This window comes from Algibacter sp. 2305UL17-15 (assembly GCF_040720935.1).
In the GTDB taxonomy this organism is placed as follows: domain Bacteria; phylum Bacteroidota; class Bacteroidia; order Flavobacteriales; family Flavobacteriaceae; genus Jejuia.
Map to the genome: position 1 here is coordinate 294,050 of NZ_JBFDAE010000002.1, position 22,815 is coordinate 316,864.

The window sequence follows — 22,815 nt, forward strand, 5'->3', positions numbered from 1 at the left end:
TTCACACCCTCAAAGCCCAAAACCCAACCCATGTCAAACACCTTCGCCGCCATAGACTTCGAGACCGCAAAAGGACACCACATTTGCTCTGTTGGGATTGTAACGTTTAAAGATGGTATTATTGTGGACGAGTTTCATGCGTTAATACAACCACCAAACAACGCTTATAATTGGCACAACACACAAGTACATGGTATCACAGAAGACGATACTCGGTTTGCACCAAATTTTAAAGGCGTGTATCCTGAGATTAAAAAACGTATTTCTGGAATCCTTACCGTGGCACATAATGAGTCTTTTGATAGAGGCGTTTTACTAAAAACGATGAAAGATTATAACATTCCCCAGTCCGATCTAATCATGCAAGAGCGTTGGGAGTGTACACTTAAAATTTATCGTAAAAAAGGCTATAAACCGGCAAAATTGGATGCCTGTTGTAAAGTGCATGATATTGCTTTAAAACATCATGATGCGTTGTCTGATGCACGTGCTTGTGGCAAATTGTTTTTAATTGCGCAGTATGAGCGGTTGCCTTTGTTTTAACTTATCGTCATTGCGAACGGAGTGAAGCAATCTCAAACAACAAATGGTCTAAATATTCAACAGATTACTTCAGTCATACTTCCTTCGTAATGACGTCTTATTAATAACATCCGTCATTGCGAACGGAGTGAAGCAATCTTTTCAACAAATGGTCTAAATATTCAACAGATTACTTCGGTCATACTTCCCTCGTAATGACGGTTAAATTTAAAAGATTCCTGCTTTCACAGGAATTTAATCCTTATTCATATACTTCCCCTTTTTGCTCCCTTCATACATCACATACTTAATCAAGCGTGATTCCAACTTCGCATTAAACAAATGTATTTTCCGCGAAGGTCGCAACCCAACATGTTTTAAAGCATCAAGGTTTGAGGTAATAAACCAAGCATCAGTTCCTGGGTAGTTTTGTTTAAGTGTATCGCCAATATTGGCGTAAAAGGCTTCCATATCGATATTTAAACGCTCGCCGTAGGGCGGATTAAAAACCATATGTAATTTCTCGTCGCCACCTTTTTGAGTTTTAAAGAAATCTTCGTGTTTAACATCTATAAAATCTTCTAATTGTGCGTTTTTTACGTTTTCAATGGCTTTGGCTACGGCACTTGGGGCTTTATCGTAACCTGTAATTTTATGGTGGAAATCCCTTGTTTTTCCGAGCAGCGATTCTTCAATTTTTTCGAATAATTCCACATCCCAATCTTGCCAACGTTCACAGGCAAATTCTTTTCGCATGAGATTAGGAGGGATGTTACAGGCTATCATTGCTGCTTCTATCAACATGGTACCAGAACCACACATGGGGTCCATAAAATCTGATTGTCCGTCCCAACCAGATAGCATTATTAATCCTGCTGCCAAGACCTCGTTTATCGGTGCAATGTTGGTGGCGGTTTTATAGCCTCTTTTATGCAGGGAATCTCCAGAGGAATCTAAGGAAATGGTACATTTTCGTCTGTCGATATGTACGTTTATTTTTAGATCTGGGAATTTTAAATCTACATTGGGGCGTTGCCCGTCGGTTTCTCGAAATTTATCGACTATGGCATCTTTTGTTTTTTGGGCGATATATAGCGAATGTGAAAATAAATCGGAATGGATGGTCGCATCTACCGCCAACGTTCCTGTGGGCTTCAAATATTGCGACCAATCCATCGCATAGATGTTATCGTATAAATCTTGCTCGTTTTTGACGTTAAAAGAATGGATGGGTTTTAGGATTTTTACTGCGGTACGCAATGCCAAATTACATTTGTACATAAAGCCTTTGTCGCCCGAAAACGCTACGTTGCGCACACCTGTTTTTACATGCATAGCACCCAATTGCGTGAGCTCGTTTGCCAATAATTCTTCAAAGCCAAATAATGTTTTGGCAACCATGTTGAAATTTTCTTCCATTTTATTCGTCTGATAGGTTGCAAAAATAACGTAATTTTGCGGCAATCATACTAGTTGAGTTTTGAAATTCTGAATGAATAAATTGAATTATTTTTTTGATTAATTGAAATGAAAAAATAAAAGCATAGCCTTAGTTACGGTTATATTTTTTCACAAAAAGTAAGCGAAAAAGAAACGATTTATATTTAGTATTTTATGACTTAACGAGTATTAGGACAATAGCAGATAATGGGTTAGGGATTGAAGTGGAAAGCCCACAGCGAGGTACGAGTGAGGACTTGTAGCGGAAAGCCCGACCCTCTGGGTAACCCCCAAAAAAACACATGATAAAAGATACTACAACATGGTTTACATCGTGGTTTGATTCCCGATTTTACCATATTTTATACAGAGACAGAGATGCTGCCGAGGCACAGGAATTTATGGATAACCTCACGGATTATTTGAATTTGCCTGAGGGTGGAACCATACTGGATTTGGCATGCGGAAAGGGCAGGCATTCACGATATTTAAACAAAATAGGTTACGATGTTACTGGGATTGATTTAAGTGAAAACAGTATTAATTTTGCGAAACAGTTTGAAAACCATCGCCTAAAATTTGAGGTCCATGATATGTGTAAGCCATATCCAAAACAATTTGATGCGGTTTTTAATTTGTTTACCAGTTTTGGGTATTTTGATAATGAAGAAGATAATTTGAACACCATAAAAGCGATTAAGGACGATTTGAACGCTACTGGTTTTGCGGTTATTGATTTTATGAATACCGAGTTTGTAATCGATAATTTGGTGCCTGAGGATTCTAAAACTGTGGACGGGATTACGTTTCACTTAAAGCGTTTTGTGAGAGATGGTTATATCGTGAAGCAGATTAATTTTGAGGACAACGGCGAGGTTTATAATTTTGAGGAACGGGTAAAAGCATTTACTTTAGCAGACTTTGAAGCGTTGTTTGATGCCGCTGGTGTGCATTTGTTGGATGTTTTTGGTGATTATAAATTGCGACCATTTCATGCTAAAACTTCAGAACGTTTAATTATGATTTTTAAGTAGGTCAATAATTGACATTTAATTATGCTTTCTGTTGTCCATAATTTTAAAAATAATTTAAGTAGTGTTTTTTAATGAATAAATTTTTGTTTCCCGTACTTGCCGTTATCCTGGGCTTTGTTATAGCATTTTTTACCAAAAAGCAAAAATCTTGGAATACCAAATTATTACTTTCCTTTAGTGGTGCATTTTTATTGGCATTAACACTTTTTGAATTGTTGCCCGAAGTCTATAGTCATTTAGACAGTAAACTTACCGGACTGTTTATCATGTGTGGTATTATGCTGCAAATTGTTTTAGAGTTGTTCTCGAAAGGTGCAGAACATGGGCATGTACACATACATAAAGATTCGACAGCTTTTCCGTGGTTGTTATTTATCAGTTTGTGTATTCATAGTTTTTTAGAGGGCTTTTCTATTCACGATCATAACGATATGGTGTATGGCGTTTTGGTACATAAAATCCCAATTGCGACTTTAATTACAATGTTTTTATTGCAGTCTAAGTATAGTACATTGAAAATTGCCAGTTTCTTGATTGTGTTTGCATTTATGACACCTTTGGGAACTTGGATCTCGCATACCGTAACTATAATTGCCGATTATGCGCATTATATTAATGCCATTGTAATTGGTATCTTTTTTCATATTTCTACTACTATTTTATTTGAAAGTGGGGAAGGGCATAAGTTTAACCTTTCTAAGTTTGTGTCAATTATTTTAGGCGTTGGGATTGCGTACTTAATTTAAAAAAGGCCTTTCCAAAGGAAAGGAAACGGTTAGGTTTAAAGAGTTTTATTAGAGTTTGAGTGTTTCTTCCCCTATGGGGAAGATTAAGATGGGGCTTATTATGTTTAGCAAAGAAGAATCACGCATATTGCGACAAGAATTTTGGACGAGTTTTGGGAAGTCTTTTCCTAGAAAGTGGATTCTGTACGATACCAAATTGAAAGGCTTGAGTCTTAAATTTCATTTTGATACTAAAAAAGCTTCGGTGGCTTTAGATTTAGAAGATGATTTAGAGCACCGAATCAACTATTGGGAAAAACTTCTGACTTTAAAAGGCATTCTTACCGACGAGTATTTACCTAATGCGATTTTTGAAGAAGAATTTTTTCTAGAAAATGGCAAAGAGATTTCTAGAATTTACGTGCCTTTGGAGCAAAAAGTATCAATCCATAACAAAAATTCATGGCGCGATGTTATGGAATTCTTTAATGAAAAGATGGGATTGTTTGAGGCTTTCTATTTGGAGTATCAGGATATTATTGAGGGGTAGATACTCTTTTTTTTCCTGAGTGTCAGTTCGAGTGATTTCGATAACATCGAAATTGTATCGAGAACACATAAAAGCAAAAATTATATTCTCGATACAATTTTTCTATTTTAAAGTTGCAAAACCCACTCGAACTGACAATTCATTTTAAAAACATTAAAGCGTGTTAAAAAGCAAGTAAAATAAACATTAATCCGTATTTTTGCACGAGCAAAAAAAGTGCCATTATTATGCAAGAGAAACTCGCCAATATTCTATTTTCTACACGACTTACTGCCATTTTATTTGTCGCTTTTGCTGTAGCGATGGCAACTGGTACGTTTTTGGATTCAGGGCAGGACACCTCCCCAACGCCATACACTAGAAATTTAATTTATAATGCGTGGTGGTTTGAGGCTATTATGGTAATGTTTGTGATTAATTTTACTGGTAATATTTTTAGATTCAGATTGTATAAAAAAGAAAAGTGGGCGACTTTAATCTTACATCTTGCTTTCATATTTATTTTATTGGGTGCATTTATTACAAGATATGTGAGTTTTGAAGGTATGATGCCTATTCGTGAGGGCGCAACTGCAAATACTTTCTTATCTCAAAAAACATACATTTCTGGGAATATTTATGGAGATTATAAAATAGACGGCGTGAGCCAAATGCGTGTTTTTGAAGAAGAAGTGGACTTTTCGCCTAGATTGGATAACGATTTTAAAATTGAAACCGAATACAATAAACAGCCCATAACTATAGAATTAGAAAAGTTTATTAAGGGTGCAGAAGAGGATATTATACCAGATGAAAACGGAGAGGAGTACCTTAAATTAGTGGAAGCCGGATCAAACGGGCCGGATAACCATTTCTTAAAATCTGGTCAGGTTTCTAGTATCCATAATATTTTAATTGCTTTAAATAAACCTACAGATGGCGCTATAAATATTACGCATCAAGGCGATTCTTTAACCATACAATCTCCTTTTGAAGGCCAGTATATGACGATGGCTACCAGGGCCCAAGGAAAATTAGTGAAAGATAGTTTGCAACCTTTGATTCTACGCTCTCGTTACGTGATTGGGAATATGCAAATGGTGTTTCCTAAACCAGTTGTTAAAGGTGTTTTTGATGTTGTTGAGCAGTCACAACTATTAAAAGGAAGTAGCGAAAACGGAGTGGTACTCAAGGTTGCGGCCAATGGGGAAACGAAACGTGTTGGGTTGTTAGGCGGACAGTACATCAATAATAAACATAAAGAAATAAAAGTTGGCGGGCTGGAGTTTGCGTTGAAATACAGTTCTAAACTTTTGGAATTACCTTTTTCTATTAAATTGAATGATTTTGAAGCGGAACGTTACCCTGGAACCGAAAGAAATTTTTCAGCATTTTCGAGTGAAGTTACCGTAATTGATGAAGAAGAAGGCGATTTCGATTATAAAATCTTTATGAATAATATTTTAGATCATCGTGGCTATCGTTTTTTTCAATCGAATTTTGATCAAGATGAAAAAGGAACTGTACTTTCTGTAAACCATGATTATTGGGGTTCGCTAATCACATATATCGGCTATTTTATGCTGTATTTTGGTTTAATGGCAATCCTGTTTAGTAAAGGTTCTCGTTTTGGAGATTTAAAAGTGCGCTTGGATAAGGTAAAAGCAAAAAAAGAAAAACTATTGGCAGTTTTAGTCTTATGTCTTGGATTGAACGGTTTTGCACAGCATGAGCAACATTCAGCAAATGATGGGCACGATCACGGCAAGGTTGAAATGCCCACAAAAGCACAAATTGATTCTGTTTTAAAAGCAAATATCACACCCAAAGTACATGCTGATGAATTTGGACATTTAGTAATCCAGGATCTTGGAGGACGAATGATGCCTGTAAATACCTATGCTTCTGAAATGCTCAGGAAGTTGAGTAAAAGTGATAGTTATGAAGATTTGGATGCCAATCAGGTGTTTTTATCCATTCAAGAAAGTCCAGGGTTATGGTATAATGTGCCAATCATCTACTTACGCCCCATGGAAACCGATTCTCTAAGAAACCTTATTGGAGTGTCTAAAGAGGGGAAACATTTTGCGTTATTGGATTTTCTTAACGAAGATGGCTCATATAAACTTGCGCCATACTTAAACGATGCCTATAGTGCAGCGATTCCAAATGGGTATCAAAAAAAGTTAAAAGAAACAGACCAACGGGTTACTTTGTTATTCAATACGATTGAAGGACGTTCTCTAAAAATATTCCCAATTCCTAATGATGAGAATAACAAATGGATTTCTAATTACGAATACAATTTAGAACCTTCAATAATAAAGGATTCATTGTATAATAATTTTGTAAAAAACGGATTTAGAGCTTATTTATATACCTTGAATCATGCAAAGAAATCAGGGGATTTCTCTGAGGCTTCAAAATTATTAGAAGCCTTTAAAAAGACGCAACATCGTTATGGTAGTGATGTGATGTTGAGTGATAAAAAAGTAAAAACAGAAGTGCTTTATAATAAGTACGATATTTTTAAAAAACTTTACAAATGGTTTATGTATGCTGGTACGTTGATGTTTGTATTTTTAATTATACAAATTTTTAATGCTAAGCGTAAAGGTGTAAATATTGCAATAACTATTTTCAAATTCATCATTGTTGGTCTGTTTTTATTGCATACCGCGGCTTTAATTGTGCGCTGGTATATTTCGGGTCATGCACCTTGGAGTGATGCCTACGAATCCATGATATATGTGGCGTGGTCAACGATGTTATTTGGTTTGATTACAGGTTTAAGAAAAGGAAAATCTTCTAATTTAACCATTGCGGCAGCGGCGTTTGTAACGTCCATGATTTTAATGATTGCCCATTGGAATTGGATGGACCCTGCCATTGCAAACCTACAACCCGTTTTAAATAGTTATTGGTTAATGATACATGTTGCGGTAATTGTGGCAAGTTACGGGCCATTTACCTTAGGAATGATTTTGGGTGTAGTGGCATTATTTCTTATGGCGTTTACCACCGAAAAAAATAAGAAAGTCATGGGGCTAAATATTCAAGAACTGACCATAATTAATGAAATGGCTTTAACTGTCGGTTTGGTAATGTTGACCATAGGGAACTTCTTGGGAGGTATGTGGGCTAATGAAAGTTGGGGACGTTATTGGGGTTGGGACCCTAAGGAAACTTGGGCATTAATTAGTATTATGGTGTATGCCTTTGTGATCCACATGAGATTGGTGCCTGGGCTTCGCGGACGTTGGTTTTATAATTTAATGTCTATCGTGGCGTTTGCTAGTATTTTAATGACCTATTTTGGTGTGAATTTTTACTTAGCGGGATTACACTCTTATGCTAGTGGCGACCAGATAGTGAGTTTGAAATTTATTGCCATAGCTTGTACTTGTGTTGCAATACTTGGATTCTTTGGTTATCGAGGCTATGCGAAGTATTACAAAAAATAAGTTTAAAGCTACATAGCAATTCCGTTCACTTTTCTATCATTTAGATGAAGAGGTTAATTCTTAATACTATAATTTTGCAATTCTAAAATTATAGATATTATGCAATTATTTAAAGAATTTAAAGAGTTTGCCGTAAAAGGTAATATGATGGATATGGCAATTGGTATTATTATCGGTGCCGCATTCAACAAAGTGATAGATGTTTTAGTGAAGAAGGTGTTTTTACCGCCATTGTCGTTACTTACTGATGGTGTTAACTTTCAGAATAAAAAAATCATTTTAAAAGAAGCTGTTAATAAAGCTGATGGCACTACGTTAACAGAAGAAGTAGCGATCGGTTATGGCGCTTTAGGAGAAGCTTTTTTGGATTTTATAATTATCGGGTTTACCGTTTTTATAGTTGTGAAATTTATGAATCAACTTAAAAAGAAAGCTCAGGATACAAAAGATGTAACTGTAGCTACACCAAAAGATATTGAGTTATTGGATAAATTAACCCAGTTGATGGAAGAGCAAAATGCGTTATTGAAATCGAAATAGAAGCACTATAATTTCTATTTTAATTAAAACATTAACATTTATTTAGTAGAGGATATATTATTTTTTCGACTCTTTAGGGGATAAATTAAAAATCAGTAAACTATATGGTTATCAAAACCACTTTTAGAACAATCGTTTTCTTACTCGCTTTAGTCGTAAGTTTCAGTTCGTTTTCACAGATTTTTGAGCCTGTTGAATGGACAACTTCTGTTGAGAAGATTTCCGATTCGGAATATAAATTAATTTCAAAAGCGATTATAGATGAAGGTTGGCACCTGTATTCTCAGGATGTACCAGAATTTGGACCAATCCCAACAACTTTTACTTATGAAGTAGGCGAGGATTTTAAAATTATAGGAAAAACTTCAGAAGAAGAAGGACATGTGGTTGACGATCCTGTTTTTGAAATGAAGATTAAGTTTTTTGATACTTCAGCAGTTTTTGAACAAACCATTGAAGTAGTTGGAGGCGAAACAACCCTAAATGGAACAGTTGAGTTTATGGTTTGTGATGATACACGCTGTTTGCCGCCTAAAGTAGTGGATTTGGTTTTTAATATACCCAACACTAATTCATCTATTGAAAAGACATCTGTTGAAAAAGTTGATTTAAATGCCGATAATCCGTTTACGCAATCAGAACTATTAGAACCGGTAATATGGAAATTCTCAACTAATAAACTTACAGATGAAACGTATGAATTAATTTTTAAAGCTGAAATTGATGCTACCTGGGCAATATATTCACAGTATTTAGAAGGCGAAGGCCCCGTAACAACCTTTTCTTTTGAAAAGCATGATGGCTTTGAATTGATTGGTAAAACCCTTGAAAGTGACACTAATAAAATCATTAAAAAAGAACCTTTATTCGATAATATTGAAGTCGGGAAATTTTACAATGAAGCTATATTCATCCAAAAAATAAAGATTAAAAATAAAGATGCCATTATAAACGGAGGTATTGAATATATAGCATGTGATGATTCGAGATGTATTTTCCCTCCGAGTGAGGATTTTAAATTTACATTTAGCCCTGAGGGCATTCAAATTAATGAAGAAAATTTAAGTGCCTTTTCAACTGGTGATAATGCTTCGGTTAATCAAATGCTTTACGGCATGAATCCTGAAGACATAAAATTATCAGATGGTCAAGCTGAATCAAAAAAATCATTGTGGACTATTTTTGGATTAGGATTTCTTGGAGGATTATTGGCTTTATTAACGCCGTGTGTATTTCCAATGATTCCGTTAACGGTCAGCTTTTTCACAAAAAATGATAACGAAAGCAAAAGTTCAGGAATTTCAAAAGCATTGTTGTATGGGTTTTTTATTCTACTGGTGTATCTAATTTTAAGTGTGCCATTTCATCTTTTAGATTCTGTAAACCCAGATATACTCAATGAAATTTCTACAAACGTATGGTTGAATATTGTGTTTTTTGCAATATTCGTCTTTTTTGCATTTTCATTCTTTGGCTTTTACGAATTAACCTTACCCTCAAGTTGGACAGCTAAAACAACCCAAGGCGAAAACGCTGGTGGGATTGTTGGTATTTTCTTTATGGCATTAACACTTGCCATTGTGTCCTTTTCATGTACAGGACCAATTTTAGGATCTTTATTGGCAGGCTCTTTAACAGCCGATGGTGGCGCATGGCAACTTACAGCTGGTATGGCAGGGTTTGGAGTGTCTCTTGGATTGCCTTTTGCATTGTTTGCGATGTTTCCAAACATGATGAACGCATTGCCAAAATCTGGTGGTTGGTTAAACACTACTAAAGTAATTTTAGGATTTTTGGAGTTGGCATTAGCATTTAAATTTTTATCAAATGCCGACTTGGTAAAGCAATGGGGGCTTTTAAAAATTGAACCGTTTTTAATTATTTGGATATTAATTTTTGCGGGCCTTGCACTTTATGTATTCGGAAAGTTAAAATTCCCGCACGATTCCCCACTTAAAAAATTATCATTCTTTAGGATTTCTGGAGGTATTTTAGTGGCAGCTTTCACAATATATCTGGTGTCTGGTTTTAGAGTGAATAAAGAAACAAATACCTATGTGCCGTTAACGCTTTTGAGTGGTTTAGCACCTCCAGTAGGCTATAGCTGGTTTTATCCAAGTAATACAACCAATAATCTTAAAACGTTTAAGGATTTAAAAGAAGGGATTGCTTATGCCAAAAAAGTAAACAAACCCGTAATGATAGATTTTACAGGATATGCATGTGTGAACTGTAGAAAAATGGAAGAGCATATTTGGCCTCTAGAAAAAATTGACAACTATTTACGAAACGATTATGTATTGATTTCGCTATATGTTGATGATAAAAAGGACTTACCGGAAAACGAGAGGGTAGAAGTGAATCGCGTAAATGGTGGCACAAGGTTGTTGAAGAATTACGGGCATAAATGGGCAAATTTCCAGACCCAATTTTTTAAGTCGAATTCGCAACCCTATTATGTGCTGTTCAACCCGAAAAACAATGAAGTTTTAACTGAACCAGAGGTTTATACTCCTGATGAGGAGAAATATGCTAAGTTTTTAGAGCGTGGTTTAGAAGCTTATCATTAGAAGTATCATCTAAAATTCTTTAGAAATTTTATCAAAATAAATAGCCTTAAAATCTGTAATGACTTTATCTGCTTTTGAATAGTCTTGGTTTTTAGAATGAAAACTATCATAGCCCACACAATAAATGCCAGCAGATTTTGCAGCTTCAATACCGTTAGTTGAATCTTCAATAACGATACATTGATGGCGTTTAAAACCTGAAGCTTCGGCTGCTTTTTCAAAAATCTCTGGGTGTGGCTTAGATTGTTTTAAATCGGCACCACTTAATTTCGCTTTAAAATATTGGTTCAAATCAAAACGGTCGAAAATCATATTGATACTTGTCATTGCTGCCGATGAACCCAATACTAAGGTCAAGCCATTTTGGTGATAATCTTTAATTAAATCTAAAACCCCATCAATCAAACCCAAATCAGAATTCGAATTAAAAAACTGTTTGTAATGCTTTCTTTTTAGGGCCACTAAAGTCTCGGGAGCTTCATTTAAATTGTAATGGTCGCATAAACGTTTGCAGATATTTAAGGTAGATTGACCGGTAAAAGATTCATACAATTCAGTAGAAACATCAATCCCAACTTCATCAAACATATCATGATATGCCTTGTTGTGCATAGGTTCGCTATCTATAACCACACCATCCATATCGAAAATAACAGCTTTTAACATTTTGATTTTTTTTGCGAAGATATGTCAAGAAGTGAGAAACACCTAGAAAAATTCATTTTGTAATTTCAAATTAAATCGACACCTTTGTTGCTTATGATTGTATAATTCGACTTCCGTTCATATCGAGGTTCTCTCGAATAAAAAGGATTAATCATGTTTTGGTTGGTCATGTCTTATTTTAAAAATTTCTGAAATGCAATCACAGAAAATCACTATAAAACAGTTTTTTAACTATTTCAAAATAGCCATTACAGGTAAGGAGCAGGATTTTACCTCGGGCAGTATTCGGCGTGCCGTTTTTATGTTATCTATTCCCATGATTTTGGAAATGCTCATGGAATCTATATTCGCGCTTGTGGACATCATGTATGTATCCCAAGTTAGTGTAAATGCGGTGGCCACTATTGGTTTAACGGAATCTGTAATCACTCTGGTATATGCCGTAGCCATTGGTTTGAGTATGGCTGCAACTGCAATTGTAGCAAGACGTACGGGGGAAAAAGATTTAAAAGGTGCTTCGAATGCAGCTGTACAGGTTATATTTTTGGGAACATTTCTCTCTATCATTATAAGTATTCTTGGAATTATTTATCCAAAGGAGATTTTAGGGCTGATGGGCGGCGAACCAGATTTAATTGCAGAAGGTTATGGCTATACAAAAATACTTCTTGGTGGAAATATTACTATCATGCTATTGTTCTTAATCAATGCTATTTTTAGAGGTGCAGGGAATGCATCTGTGGCAATGTGGACGTTGGTATTATCAAACGGACTTAACATTGTTCTAGACCCCATTTTTATTTTCGGTTTTGGACCTGTTCCTGCTTTTGGCGTTGAAGGTGCGGCTATAGCAACGACCATTGGTAGGGGAACAGCAGTAGTATTTCAATTGGGGATTCTGTTTTTTGGTTTTAGTAAAATCAAAATAGGCATTAGTAATTTAGTTTTAAGAATTGGAGTAATGTTGAACCTCATCAGAGTGTCATTGGGTGGCATTGGTCAATTTTTAATTGGCACATCGTCATGGGTGTTTTTAATGCGCATTATGAGTGAGTTTGGAAGTGAAGTGCTTGCTGGCTATACCATTGCCATAAGGGTAATGATGTTTACGCTAATGCCAGCTTGGGGGATGAGCAATGCCGCAGCGACTTTGGTTGGGCAAAATCTCGGTGCTAAAAAACCAGAACGTGCAGAGCAATCGGTTTGGAAAACAGGGAAATATTGCGCAATATTTATGGGCATGGTTTCTATAATTTATCTTGTTTTTGCACCACAAATAATCGTTTTATTTAATGACACTCCAGATGTTGTAAAATATGGGGGTTTATGTTTACGGGTTCTGGCTGCCGGGTATGTGTTTTATGCGTATGGCATGGTGGTTATCAATGCATTCAATGGGGCGGGAGATACTAAGACACCAACATATATTAACTTTTTTTGTTTTTGGATATTACAATTGCCTTTTGCTTATGTTATGGCAATTAGTTTAGGTTTTGGTCCTTCGGGAGTATTTTGGGCAATTACTTTGGCTGAAATATTAATTGCCATTGTTGCTATAATTTGGTTTAAAAAAGGAAACTGGAAGAAGGTTGAAGTTTAAAGAGACATGATAAAAATTTTAGATCAACTTCATAGAAAAATTCAATTTGAGAAAACACCAATGAGAATTGTGTCGTTGGTCCCGAGTCAAACAGAATTATTGTGCGATTTGGGTCTGGAAGAATATCTTATTGGAGTTACAAAATTTTGTGTACATCCACATCATATAAAGACTAAAGTGTCAGTAGTTGGAGGCACAAAACAAATTCATATTGAAAAAATAAGGGCATTGCATCCAGATATTATTCTTTGTAATAAAGAAGAAAACACCAAAGATATAGTTGCAGATTGTGAACAAATATGTGAAGTTCACGTCTCTGATATTTTTACTTTAGAAGATAGTTTAGAACTGATAATACAATATGGGATTTTATTCGATAAAGGTAATGAAGCTTTCAAACTTGTAACTAAAATTAAGAATGGAGCTGAAGATTTTAAAACATTCATTCAAAATACGACACCTTTAAAAACAATCTATTTTATTTGGAAAAATCCATGGATGGTAGCTGGAAACAACACATTTATCAATTATTTGCTCAACTTAAATAAGTTCGATAATTGTTTTGGGACTATAGAAAGATATCCTGAAATAGAACTGAAGCAGAGAAAAGATATAGACCTAGTTTTACTTTCTAGTGAGCCATTTCCGTTTAAGGAAGCTCATAAAAAAGAGTTGCAGGAATGCTACCCAAATGCCAAAATTATTTTGGTAGATGGAGAATTCTTTTCTTGGTACGGTTCTAGACTAGCAAAGGCGTTTAACTATTTTAAACAGCTTCGTTCAAATCTCTAGAAAATTCTACCTTATTGATATCATCAACAAAATTTGTAATTCTGTTTTCAAATTCCTTAAGGCTAACTAGTTTACTGACGTTGGCTTTTATTTTACCAACTTTACAAAAATGGGGGCTCATAATGTTCTCGTTTAAGGTAAATTACGAGAATTTATGTGTTTTGGATTTTATGGAAAAGTTAAAGAAATATTAAATTTAATTTTTTTGAAGTTGACTTTCTCTAGTCAGATATTTGAGCTTATTGATCTTATTTAAAAGTTTAATGGCTTTGTATTCTGATAAATCACTCAAAGCGGCATCCGTTTGTTGAAAATTATAAGCATCTTCTATAAGCTTTTTATACTTTTCGTTCAATTTGACTTGCTTTTTTGTAATAGTATCTCTAGTGTTCATTACAGTAATTATTCCAAGGTTTTAAATTACATGTTTTATTGTTAATTCAAAAATATATACAGGGTAATTTTGTGAATACGATAAAATAATTTCAAATAATGATGATATAATATTAAAAGATAGCAGTTCTGATGAATAATAATTAATCCTTTAACAGTTTGTATAAAAAAAAACCGAATAACAAAATTATCCGGTTTTTAGTATAAGATTTCTTTTAAAACTAATCCTGAAGCGCAAAAACCCTTCTCAACAAATCTGTAGTTCTTGAACCTATTTTATTACGAATTTCTTTTTCCTCAACAGCAATCATTGTATAAACGCCTTTTAAGGCTTCGGTAGTTACATAATCGGTTAAATCTGGATTTACATCTTTTGTAAAAGGAAGTGTATTGTACTTGTTAATCAAGTTGTTCCAAATATCATCTGCACCAACTTTACTAAATGAGTTCTTGATAACAGGGTTGAATTTTGAATACAATGCAGTATCTGTCTTTGAGGTCAAATAATTTGTGGCAGCATCATCATTCCCGAGTAAAATATTTTTAGCATCAGCAAACGTAATGCCTTTTACAGCATCTATAAAAATAGGTGTCGCTTCTTTTACGGCATCTTCGGCAGCGCGATTAAGAACTTTAAGCCCTTCATCTGCTAAACTGCTTAAGCCAATATCCCTTAGCGCTTTATCTACTTTTTGTAGTTCTTCCGGGAGTAAAATCTTAACCAATTCATTTTTATAAAAACCATCTTCCTGTGTGAGTTTTGTAACTTGTTTATCGATTCCTAAATCTAAAGCTTGTCTCAAACCAGAGGCTATTTCTACGTTTGAAATTGGACCACTTTGCGGTAATTGGTCAATGACACCTTGAAGTTCTGCACAGGCGGTAAGATTGAAAATTAAAAAAACAACTAGAATTTTACGTATCATGATATTGGGGTTTTATTCGGCAAATATAGGGTTATAATAAATTAAAAAAATAAGACACTCAAAAAATATTGAGTGCCTTTTTATATGGAAACCAGATTAATCCCTCAATCAATTTGATCTTTTCATTTTGTTATAAGACACAGGAAAATTAAAAGGGTCACATGTTTTCTAAAATAAAATGTTAGATTACAAGTATTTTTAGTTAATACCATTTGTTATTTGGAATTACTGAAAAAGAAAAGGATGATTTTTTCTCTATTTGAATTATAAAAAATAAAGCATAGCCTTAGTTACCCCCGACGGTTCGGGGCTTTTTTTAATGAAGAAGAAAGGAAAAAAGGGCTTTTTATTACAGTAATTTCGAATGATAAATGGTATAAATACTATTTTAGCACAATAGTTGTTATATGTAACTAGAAATCCATTAGAATAAAAAACAGAAATGAAAATTAAGAAGCTCTCAATTGGTGTTGTAATTAGTTTGTTACCAATGTTGTTTTTTGGACAAATTAAAATATCAGAAAATATTCAAAAATCAGAGATTGCATTAAACTCAGAAAATGCACTTTACTTTGTGGATTTTTGGGCTACTTGGTGTGGACCTTGTATCCATGTGTCCAAATACTTAACGTCGTTACAGAAGCAGTACCCAAAAGACTTTTATATTCTTTCGTTAAGTCAGGAAAATCCGGATTTGGTAAAACGTTTTATGAAGAAGCATCCTCTAGATTTAGCTGTTGCAATTGATAATGAGGGCGAAACATTTTCAAAATATAATATTAGCAGCTTGCCTTATGGTATTTTGTTTAATGCTAATGGCGAAAAGCTATGGGAAGGGCATCCTGCGGAATTTAAATCCTATCATCTTGAAGGCTATTTAAGTACCAACAAGTCCCAAATTGCGAGTGATAAAATGTTTAAGGTACAATCTTACCAAGCTGTTGTGGCAAAAAAAGAGACCGATTTAAAAAGGGATTTTGAAATCGAGAAATTAAAATTACCAATCCCTGAATTACAAATCCTAAAGAAACCAACGTTTACTGAAATAACTGGAAGCTTGAGAGATATAATGGCTTACACCAATAATGTGTTTAAAAATCAGGTAAGCATAGATTCAAATTTAAATGATTTTTATCGTGTACGATTTAAACATGATACGAAAGCTTCTAAAAACCTATCTAAGGCTATTTTAAAAAGCTTAAAACTACATCAAATCAGTAATTCTGCACATGGCGAAGTTCTGTTTTTTAATATAGAAACGCCTAGTTTTTGGGATGTGAATCAAATAGATTGGGGAAATGACACACCAAATTTTTTAATAGGGGATACAGATATCAAAGCAGATAATGTATCATTAAACCAATTAAATTACCAACTGGCTAACTTGCTTGAAATTCCAATTGTCACTAATAATGAAGGAGTTGCGAACGAACTTCACGATTGGGATATTCACTATAAGTATTTCGATTTAATGGCCTCTAGTTTAAATGATACTTATGGGATTAAGATTGAAAAAAAAATAAGCAATTATCCAAACTATACAATAACAAAAAAGGCACCTTAAAAGGTGCCTTTTTTGTTAGTTTAAAGTAATAACTACTAAATAAATATTAGTTGTTTATCACTCTAAATTCTGTTCTTCTATTCTTTTGATGTTGTCCTTCAGAACACTCTACACCATTAGAACAACGGTTTACTAATCTTGATTCTCCGTAACCTTTAGCAGATAGTCTGCTTCTAGAGATACCTTTAGATACTAAATAGTTAACCACAGAATTAGCACGTTGTTGTGATAAAGACATGTTGAAATCATCATTACCTCTAGAATCTGTATGAGACATCAATTCGATGCTTACAGGCTTGCTGTTTAACAATGGCAATAAAGTTTCATCAATAATTTTCTTAGAAGCAGGCGTAATACGTGCGCTACCTAATTCGTAAAAAATTGGTAAAACGTTAGCATTTAACAATCCACAATCTACTTCTTCCCAAGTGGTTAAACCACCTTTTTTAGCTAAAACAGTTCTAGTAACGGTTTGAGATCTTGAAGGTACGGTTACACTTCTTGTAGAAGCAGGAGTTGCAACTACCTGCTTTTTAATAGTAGAATACTCAGCAGGAATTTCAATTTCATCCATTCTAGCTGGTGTCTTAATAACACGCTTTTTGTAAGTCGTACTTACTTCTGGAACTGGTCTGTTGTTGGTTGAAGCATCGTTCGCTAAAGTTGTAAAACTTACATCTTTAAATTGAGCAGGGTACTCCACAAAACAGGCTACCATACAATCTTCCTTGTTTGGGGAATCACAAGCCGTTTCTCTGTATTCCCATCCAGAAGTTTTAGGATATGTTTCAAAAGTTCTAGAACTAGATCCAAAAGTTGCAGGATTAGTTGTTAAATCTGTTCTTCCTTCTTTTTTGATATAAGGCACTTGGATAGTTTCGTAAGTAGCAGGTACATAAACGAATTTTTTCGAAGCTTCTTTAATTAATACACGCTCTTCAACTGTGCGGTAAGTGGCAGGTACTACTTCTAGTTTTGTGTATGCCGGATAAACTTCAATAGTTTCTTCAACAGTTTTAAACTCGTCTTTAGTAATACATTTTACGTAACATTTACCTGGATCGGGATTTGCAGGTAAGTTTTGTGCTTGGGACATTCCGAAACCTAACAAAAAAGTTAGGCATAAAATAAAATTTGATTTCATAAAAATTAATAATTTTAGTTAATGGTTTTTCTTCTGTAATTAGGACACAGAGAAATTCGTTAAGTCACGATTAACATTTGTTAATTTTATAAAAACAATCTATTTGTGATTTTAAGATGCTGATTATCAGTATTCTTATTAAGAAAAAATAACGGTCTTATTATTAAAGACCATGACCTTCCGTTCAGAATGTAATTTAATGGCATTGGCCAATACAATCTTTTCCAAATCGCGTCCCTTGGCAATTAAGTCTGCTATTGAATGTGCATGTGTTACGCGTGTCACATCCTGTTCAATAATTGGGCCCGCATCCAGTTCCTCGGTAACATAATGGCTCGTAGCACCAATAATTTTAACACCTCTTTTATAGGCAGAATGATAAGGTTTTGCCCCCACAAAGGCAGGTAGGAAGGAGTGGTGAATATTAATAATCTTATTCGGGTATTTATCAATTAGTTTATTGGAAACAATTTGCATGTATCTAGCCAGCACGATAAAATCAACCTTATACTCCTGTAATAATTCCAATTGCTTCTCTTCCGCTTGCTGTTTGGTATCTTTTGTCACAGGAATATGGAAAAACGGAATTTTAAAACTATCAGCAATAGGTTTTAAATCTAAATGATTGCTAATAATGAATGGAATTTTTAAATTCAATTCACCTGAATTATAACGCCCTAATAAATCATACAAACAATGATCGTATTTAGAAATAAACAACGCCATTTTTGGTTTCTTTTCAGAAGAATAAATACGCCATTTCATTTTGAACGTTTCTGCTATCTCAACTTTAAAACGGGATTTAAAACTTTCAGTAGAAAATGTTTCATCAGTAAATTCACTTTCCAATCGCATAAAAAAGATATTCTGCTCCCTATCTACGTGCTGATCTATATAAACAATATTCCCGCCGTCTCCAGCAATAAAATTAGTAACCGATGCAATAATATTTGATCTGTCTTTACAATGTATTAATATGGTAATCTTATTCATGGGATTTTCAAGTGCTAAAGTGTCAAATTTAAATTAAAATCATTTAGTAATACGTACCAGAATTAGTTTTGAATAATTTCCTGTGAATTGATTATTATTTTGAATTATTCGTAAATTGCATGACATAATATCTAATATTTTTCAGAATGAAGCAAGTATTGCCTTATACACCAAAACATAAAGTTAGAATAGTAACCGCAGCATCACTTTTCGACGGACATGATGCGTCCATTAATATAATGCGCCGAATTATTCAAGCAACAGGTGTAGAGGTCATTCATTTAGGGCATGATAGAAGTGTAGAAGAAGTCGTGAATACCGCCATTCAAGAAGATGTGAATGCTATTTGTTTAACCTCGTACCAAGGTGGACATAATGAGTATTTTAAATATATGTACGATCTTTTAAAGGAAAGAAATTCAGGGCATATTAAAATTTTTGGTGGTGGCGGAGGCGTTATTTTACCTTCGGAAATTAAGGAGTTAATGGATTATGGTATTGCAAGAATCTATTCGCCAGATGATGGAAGGGAAATGGGCCTGCAAGGGATGATTAATGATTTGGTAAAAAAAGCCTCCCCCAACCCCTCCGAGGGAGGGGAGCTGAAAAACTGCGTAAATCATAATACGGATGCTTCTTGGTTATTGGAAATGAGTAAAGATGAATTCCGTAAAAGGTTAAAAAATAAAGATATAAGAGTAATTGCAAGATTAATTTCTTTAGCAGAAAATAATCATGAAGCTTTTGAAAGTGTTTTTAACCAATTGAGTGAGGGTCTCCCGCAAAAGGCGGGACTAGGAGAGGCTTCACCTGTCTTGGGCATCACAGGAACAGGTGGCGCAGGAAAATCCAGTTTAGTTGACGAATTGGTAAGACGATTTTTAAAAGATTTTCCTGAGAAAACTGTTGGGATTATTTCGGTTGATCCTTCCAAAAGAAAAACAGGTGGTGCTTTGTTAGGCGATAGAATTAGAATGAATGCTATAAACAACCCAAGAGTTTACATGCGAAGTTTGGCAACGCGTCAATCTAATTTGGCATTGTCCAAGCATGTGAATGAAGCTGTTGAAGTGTTGAAAGCAGCCGAATACGATTTAATTATTTTGGAAACTTCGGGAATTGGACAATCTGATACTGAAATTATAGAACATTCTGATGTCTCTCTTTATGTTATGACTCCTGAGTTTGGTGCAGCCACGCAATTGGAAAAAATAGACATGCTCGATTTTGCTGATTTAGTAGCCATTAATAAGTTTGATAAAAGAGGTTCGCTCGATGCGTTGCGCGATGTGAAAAAGCAATATATGCGCAATAATAATCTTTGGGATGTTCATCAAGATGATTTACCCGTTTTTGGAACCATAGCATCCCAGTTTAACGACCCAGGCATGAACACGCTTTATAAAGCGGTAATGGATACATTGGTTGAAAAAACTGATGCTGATTTAAAATCGACATTCACAATTTCGAATGAAATGAGTGAGAAGATTTTTATCATTCCCCCATCAAGAACAAGGTATTTATCTGAGATAGCTGAAAGTAATCGCACTTATGATAAAAAAGGGGATGAACAAGTTGAAGTTGCCCAAAGGCTTTATGGAATTTATAAAACATTAGAATCTGTCCTTAATGTCATTGCGAGTGGAACGAAGCAATCTCTTCTTGATAAACATGGGTTAAATAGTGATAAGATTCTGAATACCCCTGAAGTTTCAGGACAGGATGACAATAAGGAATTTATAAAACTCCTTATTGCAGAATTTGATAGAGTAAAACTAAATTTAAATCCGCATAATTGGGAAATCATAACAGGTTGGAATGAAAAAGTCAACACATACCAAAACCCAATTTATTCATTTAAAGTAAGGGATAAGGAGATTAGAATAGAAACCCATACCGAATCTTTATCACATACTCAAATCCCAAAAGTAGCATTGCCAAAATATCAAGCTTGGGGCGATATTTTAAAATGGTGTTTACAGGAAAATGTGCCTGGAGAGTTTCCATATACAGCGGGATTGTATCCATTTAAGAGAACTGGCGAAGATCCTGCGAGAATGTTTGCTGGTGAAGGCGGACCGGAACGAACCAATAAGCGGTTTCATTACGTAAGTGCCGGTTTACCCGCAAAGCGTTTGTCAACAGCTTTTGATAGTGTCACACTTTACGGAAACGACCCCGATTATCGTCCAGATATTTATGGAAAAATTGGAAATGCAGGTGTTTCAATTTGTTGTTTAGATGATGCTAAGAAACTGTATTCAGGTTTTAATTTGGCAGATGTAATGACTTCAGTGAGTATGACCATTAATGGGCCAGCGCCAATGTTGCTTGGGTTTTTTATGAACGCAGCTATCGATCAACAATGCGAAATCTATATCAAAGAGAATGGTTTAGAAAAAGAAGTCGAAAAGAAAATTGAAAAAATTTATAAGAATAAAGAACGCCCTAAATACAACGGAGATTTACCAGAAGGAAATAACGGTTTAGGTTTAATGCTTTTAGGAGTTACAGGAAATCAAGTGTTACCTGAAGCTATTTATAAAGACATTAAAACCAAAACCATTTCGCAAGTGAGAGGCACGGTTCAAGCCGATATTTTAAAAGAAGACCAAGCACAAAACACCTGTATTTTTTCTACGGAATTCGCATTGCGATTAATGGGCGATGTTCAGGAATATTTTATAGAAAATAATGTTCGTAACTTCTATTCGGTGTCTATTTCTGGCTATCATATTGCAGAAGCTGGAGCAAACCCAATTACGCAAATAGCCTTGACCTTATCAAATGGTTTCACATACGTGGAATATTATTTGAGCAGAGGCATGGATATCAATAAATTTGGGCCCAACTTATCCTTCTTTTTTTCTAACGGAATCGATCCGGAATATGCAGTTATTGGTCGAGTAGCCCGTAAAATTTGGGCGAAGGCGATGAAACATAAATATGGAGCTAATGCACGAGCTCAAATGTTGAAGTATCATATTCAGACCTCGGGTAGAAGTTTACATGCTCAAGAAATAGATTTTAATGATATTCGTACCACGCTTCAAGCCTTATATGCTATTTATGATAACTGTAACTCATTACACACCAATGCTTACGATGAAGCGATAACCACACCAACTGAGGAATCCGTCCGTCGCGCGATGGCAATTCAACTCATTATCAATAAAGAACTAGGATTGGCCAAAAACGAAAACCCAATTCAAGGGGCATTTATTATTGAAGAATTAACCGATTTGGTAGAAGAAGCTGTTTTATTGGAATTTGATCGTATTACAGAACGTGGCGGTGTTTTAGGCGCTATGGAAACCATGTACCAGCGCTCTAAAATCCAGGAAGAAAGTTTGTATTATGAAACGTTGAAACACAATGGTAAATTCCCAATTATCGGTGTCAATACCTTTTTAAGCAGTAAAGGCTCTCCAACGGTTTTGCCTGCAGAAGTGATAAGAGCTACCGAAGAAGAAAAGCAATTTCAAATTAAAACCCTAGAAAACCTCCATAAGGCACATGATACAGAAACACTCTTAAAAGAGCTTCAAAGTAAAGCTATAAAAAATGAAAATATTTTTGAATCATTAATGGAAGTCTGTAAAGTCTGTTCATTAGGTCAAATTACCAAAGCGTTGTTTGAAGTAGGAGGGCAGTATAGGAGAAATATGTAAGCAGAGAACCAAGTTTTTGAAAAAAACTTGTGTGAATCGCTTATCCCGATTTTGTATCGGGATCTTTAGAATATTATACTGCATAATAAGAACCAAGTTTTTGGAAAAAAACTTGTGTGAATCGCTTATCCCGAACTCGTTTCGGGATCTTAGAAAACCACTTTCTCTGTTTTTGGAAAAGTGCGTGAATCGTTAACTTAACTTCCTTCTTACTAATTTAAATCACAATAAATAAAAAGTCC

18 protein-coding genes are annotated in these 22,815 nt (G+C 34.8%); 11 read left to right on the top strand and 7 right to left on the bottom strand.

Annotated elements, in window-relative coordinates; translation table 11 throughout:
* The first annotated feature begins 30 nt into the window (after nt 1-30).
* A complete protein-coding gene (locus tag ABXQ82_RS03175; RefSeq protein WP_367054727.1) occupies nt 31-543 on the top strand; it encodes a 3'-5' exonuclease in 513 nt (170 codons plus the stop codon).
* Nucleotides 544-777: 234 nt separating this feature from the next.
* Here the strand turns inward: ABXQ82_RS03175 and ABXQ82_RS03180 are convergent, their stop codons facing one another.
* On the bottom strand, nt 778-1,941 hold the full coding sequence (locus ABXQ82_RS03180) for a THUMP domain-containing protein (RefSeq protein WP_367054730.1): 1,164 nt from the start codon (nt 1,939-1,941) through the stop codon (nt 778-780).
* A gap of 323 nt (nt 1,942-2,264) precedes the next feature.
* Here ABXQ82_RS03180 and ABXQ82_RS03185 point away from each other — a divergent pair, with 323 nt between their 5' ends.
* The 6 genes from ABXQ82_RS03185 (at nt 2,265) to ABXQ82_RS03210 (ending at nt 10,824) form a co-directional block, all read left to right on the top strand.
* Complete coding sequence (locus tag ABXQ82_RS03185; RefSeq protein WP_367054733.1) at nt 2,265-2,996, top strand: class I SAM-dependent methyltransferase; 732 nt, start codon at nt 2,265-2,267, stop codon at nt 2,994-2,996.
* Between the two features lie 71 nt (nt 2,997-3,067).
* Nucleotides 3,068-3,742, top strand: coding sequence for a ZIP family metal transporter (locus ABXQ82_RS03190; RefSeq protein WP_367054736.1), 675 nt, complete (start codon nt 3,068-3,070; stop codon nt 3,740-3,742).
* Between the two features lie 100 nt (nt 3,743-3,842).
* On the top strand, nt 3,843-4,271 hold the full coding sequence (locus ABXQ82_RS03195; RefSeq protein ID WP_367054739.1) for a DUF4268 domain-containing protein: 429 nt from the start codon (nt 3,843-3,845) through the stop codon (nt 4,269-4,271).
* 227 nt (nt 4,272-4,498) lie between these two features.
* The gene (ccsA, locus tag ABXQ82_RS03200; RefSeq protein ID WP_367054742.1) at nt 4,499-7,714 is read left to right on the top strand and encodes a cytochrome c biogenesis protein CcsA; all 3,216 of its coding nucleotides are present in this window, start codon (nt 4,499-4,501) and stop codon (nt 7,712-7,714) included.
* 99 nt (nt 7,715-7,813) lie between these two features.
* Entirely contained in the window at nt 7,814-8,254 is a 441-nt protein-coding gene (gene mscL / locus ABXQ82_RS03205) for a large conductance mechanosensitive channel protein MscL (RefSeq protein ID WP_367054745.1), read from the top strand.
* 104 nt (nt 8,255-8,358) lie between these two features.
* Nucleotides 8,359-10,824 (top strand): cytochrome c biogenesis protein CcdA, encoded by a 2,466-nt coding sequence (locus ABXQ82_RS03210; RefSeq protein ID WP_367054748.1) that lies wholly within the window; start codon nt 8,359-8,361, stop codon nt 10,822-10,824.
* Nucleotides 10,825-10,833: 9 nt separating this feature from the next.
* Here the strand turns inward: ABXQ82_RS03210 and ABXQ82_RS03215 are convergent, their stop codons facing one another.
* Nucleotides 10,834-11,490, bottom strand: coding sequence for an HAD family phosphatase (locus ABXQ82_RS03215; RefSeq protein ID WP_367054751.1), 657 nt, complete (start codon nt 11,488-11,490; stop codon nt 10,834-10,836).
* A gap of 193 nt (nt 11,491-11,683) precedes the next feature.
* On the opposite strand from ABXQ82_RS03215, the gene ABXQ82_RS03220 reads away from it, so the two are divergent.
* On the top strand, nt 11,684-13,090 hold the full coding sequence (locus ABXQ82_RS03220) for an MATE family efflux transporter (RefSeq protein WP_367054754.1): 1,407 nt from the start codon (nt 11,684-11,686) through the stop codon (nt 13,088-13,090).
* A 6-nt stretch (nt 13,091-13,096) separates the two neighbouring features.
* Complete coding sequence (locus ABXQ82_RS03225; protein ID WP_367054757.1) at nt 13,097-13,882, top strand: helical backbone metal receptor; 786 nt, start codon at nt 13,097-13,099, stop codon at nt 13,880-13,882.
* On the opposite strand, the gene ABXQ82_RS03230 is transcribed toward ABXQ82_RS03225, so the two are convergent.
* The 3 genes from ABXQ82_RS03230 to ABXQ82_RS03240 form a co-directional block, all read right to left on the bottom strand.
* Complete coding sequence (locus ABXQ82_RS03230) at nt 13,857-14,003, bottom strand: hypothetical protein (protein ID WP_367054760.1); 147 nt, start codon at nt 14,001-14,003, stop codon at nt 13,857-13,859. The genes ABXQ82_RS03225 and ABXQ82_RS03230 overlap by 26 nt on opposite strands.
* Nucleotides 14,004-14,078: 75 nt before the next feature.
* Nucleotides 14,079-14,276, bottom strand: a complete 198-nt coding sequence (locus tag ABXQ82_RS03235) for a Lacal_2735 family protein (RefSeq protein WP_367054763.1) — start codon at nt 14,274-14,276, stop codon at nt 14,079-14,081.
* 220 nt (nt 14,277-14,496) lie between these two features.
* Complete coding sequence (locus ABXQ82_RS03240; RefSeq protein ID WP_367054766.1) at nt 14,497-15,201, bottom strand: DUF4197 domain-containing protein; 705 nt, start codon at nt 15,199-15,201, stop codon at nt 14,497-14,499.
* 442 nt (nt 15,202-15,643) lie between these two features.
* On the opposite strand from ABXQ82_RS03240, the gene ABXQ82_RS03245 reads away from it, so the two are divergent.
* The gene (locus ABXQ82_RS03245; RefSeq protein ID WP_367054769.1) at nt 15,644-16,765 is read left to right on the top strand and encodes a TlpA family protein disulfide reductase; all 1,122 of its coding nucleotides are present in this window, start codon (nt 15,644-15,646) and stop codon (nt 16,763-16,765) included.
* A 46-nt stretch (nt 16,766-16,811) separates the two neighbouring features.
* Here ABXQ82_RS03245 and ABXQ82_RS03250 read toward each other — a convergent pair whose 3' ends face one another.
* Both ABXQ82_RS03250 and purU read right to left on the bottom strand, forming a co-directional pair.
* The gene (locus tag ABXQ82_RS03250) at nt 16,812-17,909 is read right to left on the bottom strand and encodes an OmpA family protein (RefSeq protein WP_367054772.1); all 1,098 of its coding nucleotides are present in this window, start codon (nt 17,907-17,909) and stop codon (nt 16,812-16,814) included.
* 138 nt (nt 17,910-18,047) lie between these two features.
* Entirely contained in the window at nt 18,048-18,902 is an 855-nt protein-coding gene (gene purU, locus ABXQ82_RS03255; protein WP_367054775.1) for a formyltetrahydrofolate deformylase, read from the bottom strand.
* Between the two features lie 146 nt (nt 18,903-19,048).
* Between purU and ABXQ82_RS03260 the strand changes: the two genes are divergently transcribed.
* The gene (locus ABXQ82_RS03260) at nt 19,049-22,573 is read left to right on the top strand and encodes a methylmalonyl-CoA mutase family protein (protein ID WP_367054778.1); all 3,525 of its coding nucleotides are present in this window, start codon (nt 19,049-19,051) and stop codon (nt 22,571-22,573) included.
* Nucleotides 22,574-22,815 lie beyond the last annotated feature (242 nt).

Coding starts and splice junctions, on each gene's coding strand:
- mscL (WP_367054745.1), top strand. CDS start 7,814: ATGCAATTATTTAAAGAATTTAAAGAGTTTGCCGTAAAAGGTAATATG.
- ABXQ82_RS03230 (WP_367054760.1), bottom strand. CDS start 14,003: ATGAGCCCCCATTTTTGTAAAGTTGGTAAAATAAAAGCCAACGTCAGT.
- ABXQ82_RS03235 (WP_367054763.1), bottom strand. CDS start 14,276: ATGAACACTAGAGATACTATTACAAAAAAGCAAGTCAAATTGAACGAA.
- ABXQ82_RS03245 (WP_367054769.1), top strand. CDS start 15,644: ATGAAAATTAAGAAGCTCTCAATTGGTGTTGTAATTAGTTTGTTACCA.
- ABXQ82_RS03180 (WP_367054730.1), bottom strand. CDS start 1,941: ATGGAAGAAAATTTCAACATGGTTGCCAAAACATTATTTGGCTTTGAA.
- ABXQ82_RS03250 (WP_367054772.1), bottom strand. CDS start 17,909: ATGAAATCAAATTTTATTTTATGCCTAACTTTTTTGTTAGGTTTCGGA.
- ABXQ82_RS03220 (WP_367054754.1), top strand. CDS start 11,684: ATGCAATCACAGAAAATCACTATAAAACAGTTTTTTAACTATTTCAAA.
- ABXQ82_RS03175 (WP_367054727.1), top strand. CDS start 31: ATGTCAAACACCTTCGCCGCCATAGACTTCGAGACCGCAAAAGGACAC.
- ABXQ82_RS03195 (WP_367054739.1), top strand. CDS start 3,843: ATGTTTAGCAAAGAAGAATCACGCATATTGCGACAAGAATTTTGGACG.
- ccsA (WP_367054742.1), top strand. CDS start 4,499: ATGCAAGAGAAACTCGCCAATATTCTATTTTCTACACGACTTACTGCC.
- ABXQ82_RS03210 (WP_367054748.1), top strand. CDS start 8,359: ATGGTTATCAAAACCACTTTTAGAACAATCGTTTTCTTACTCGCTTTA.
- purU (WP_367054775.1), bottom strand. CDS start 18,902: ATGAATAAGATTACCATATTAATACATTGTAAAGACAGATCAAATATT.
- ABXQ82_RS03225 (WP_367054757.1), top strand. CDS start 13,097: ATGATAAAAATTTTAGATCAACTTCATAGAAAAATTCAATTTGAGAAA.
- ABXQ82_RS03185 (WP_367054733.1), top strand. CDS start 2,265: ATGATAAAAGATACTACAACATGGTTTACATCGTGGTTTGATTCCCGA.
- ABXQ82_RS03215 (WP_367054751.1), bottom strand. CDS start 11,490: ATGTTAAAAGCTGTTATTTTCGATATGGATGGTGTGGTTATAGATAGC.
- ABXQ82_RS03190 (WP_367054736.1), top strand. CDS start 3,068: ATGAATAAATTTTTGTTTCCCGTACTTGCCGTTATCCTGGGCTTTGTT.
- ABXQ82_RS03260 (WP_367054778.1), top strand. CDS start 19,049: ATGAAGCAAGTATTGCCTTATACACCAAAACATAAAGTTAGAATAGTA.
- ABXQ82_RS03240 (WP_367054766.1), bottom strand. CDS start 15,201: ATGATACGTAAAATTCTAGTTGTTTTTTTAATTTTCAATCTTACCGCC.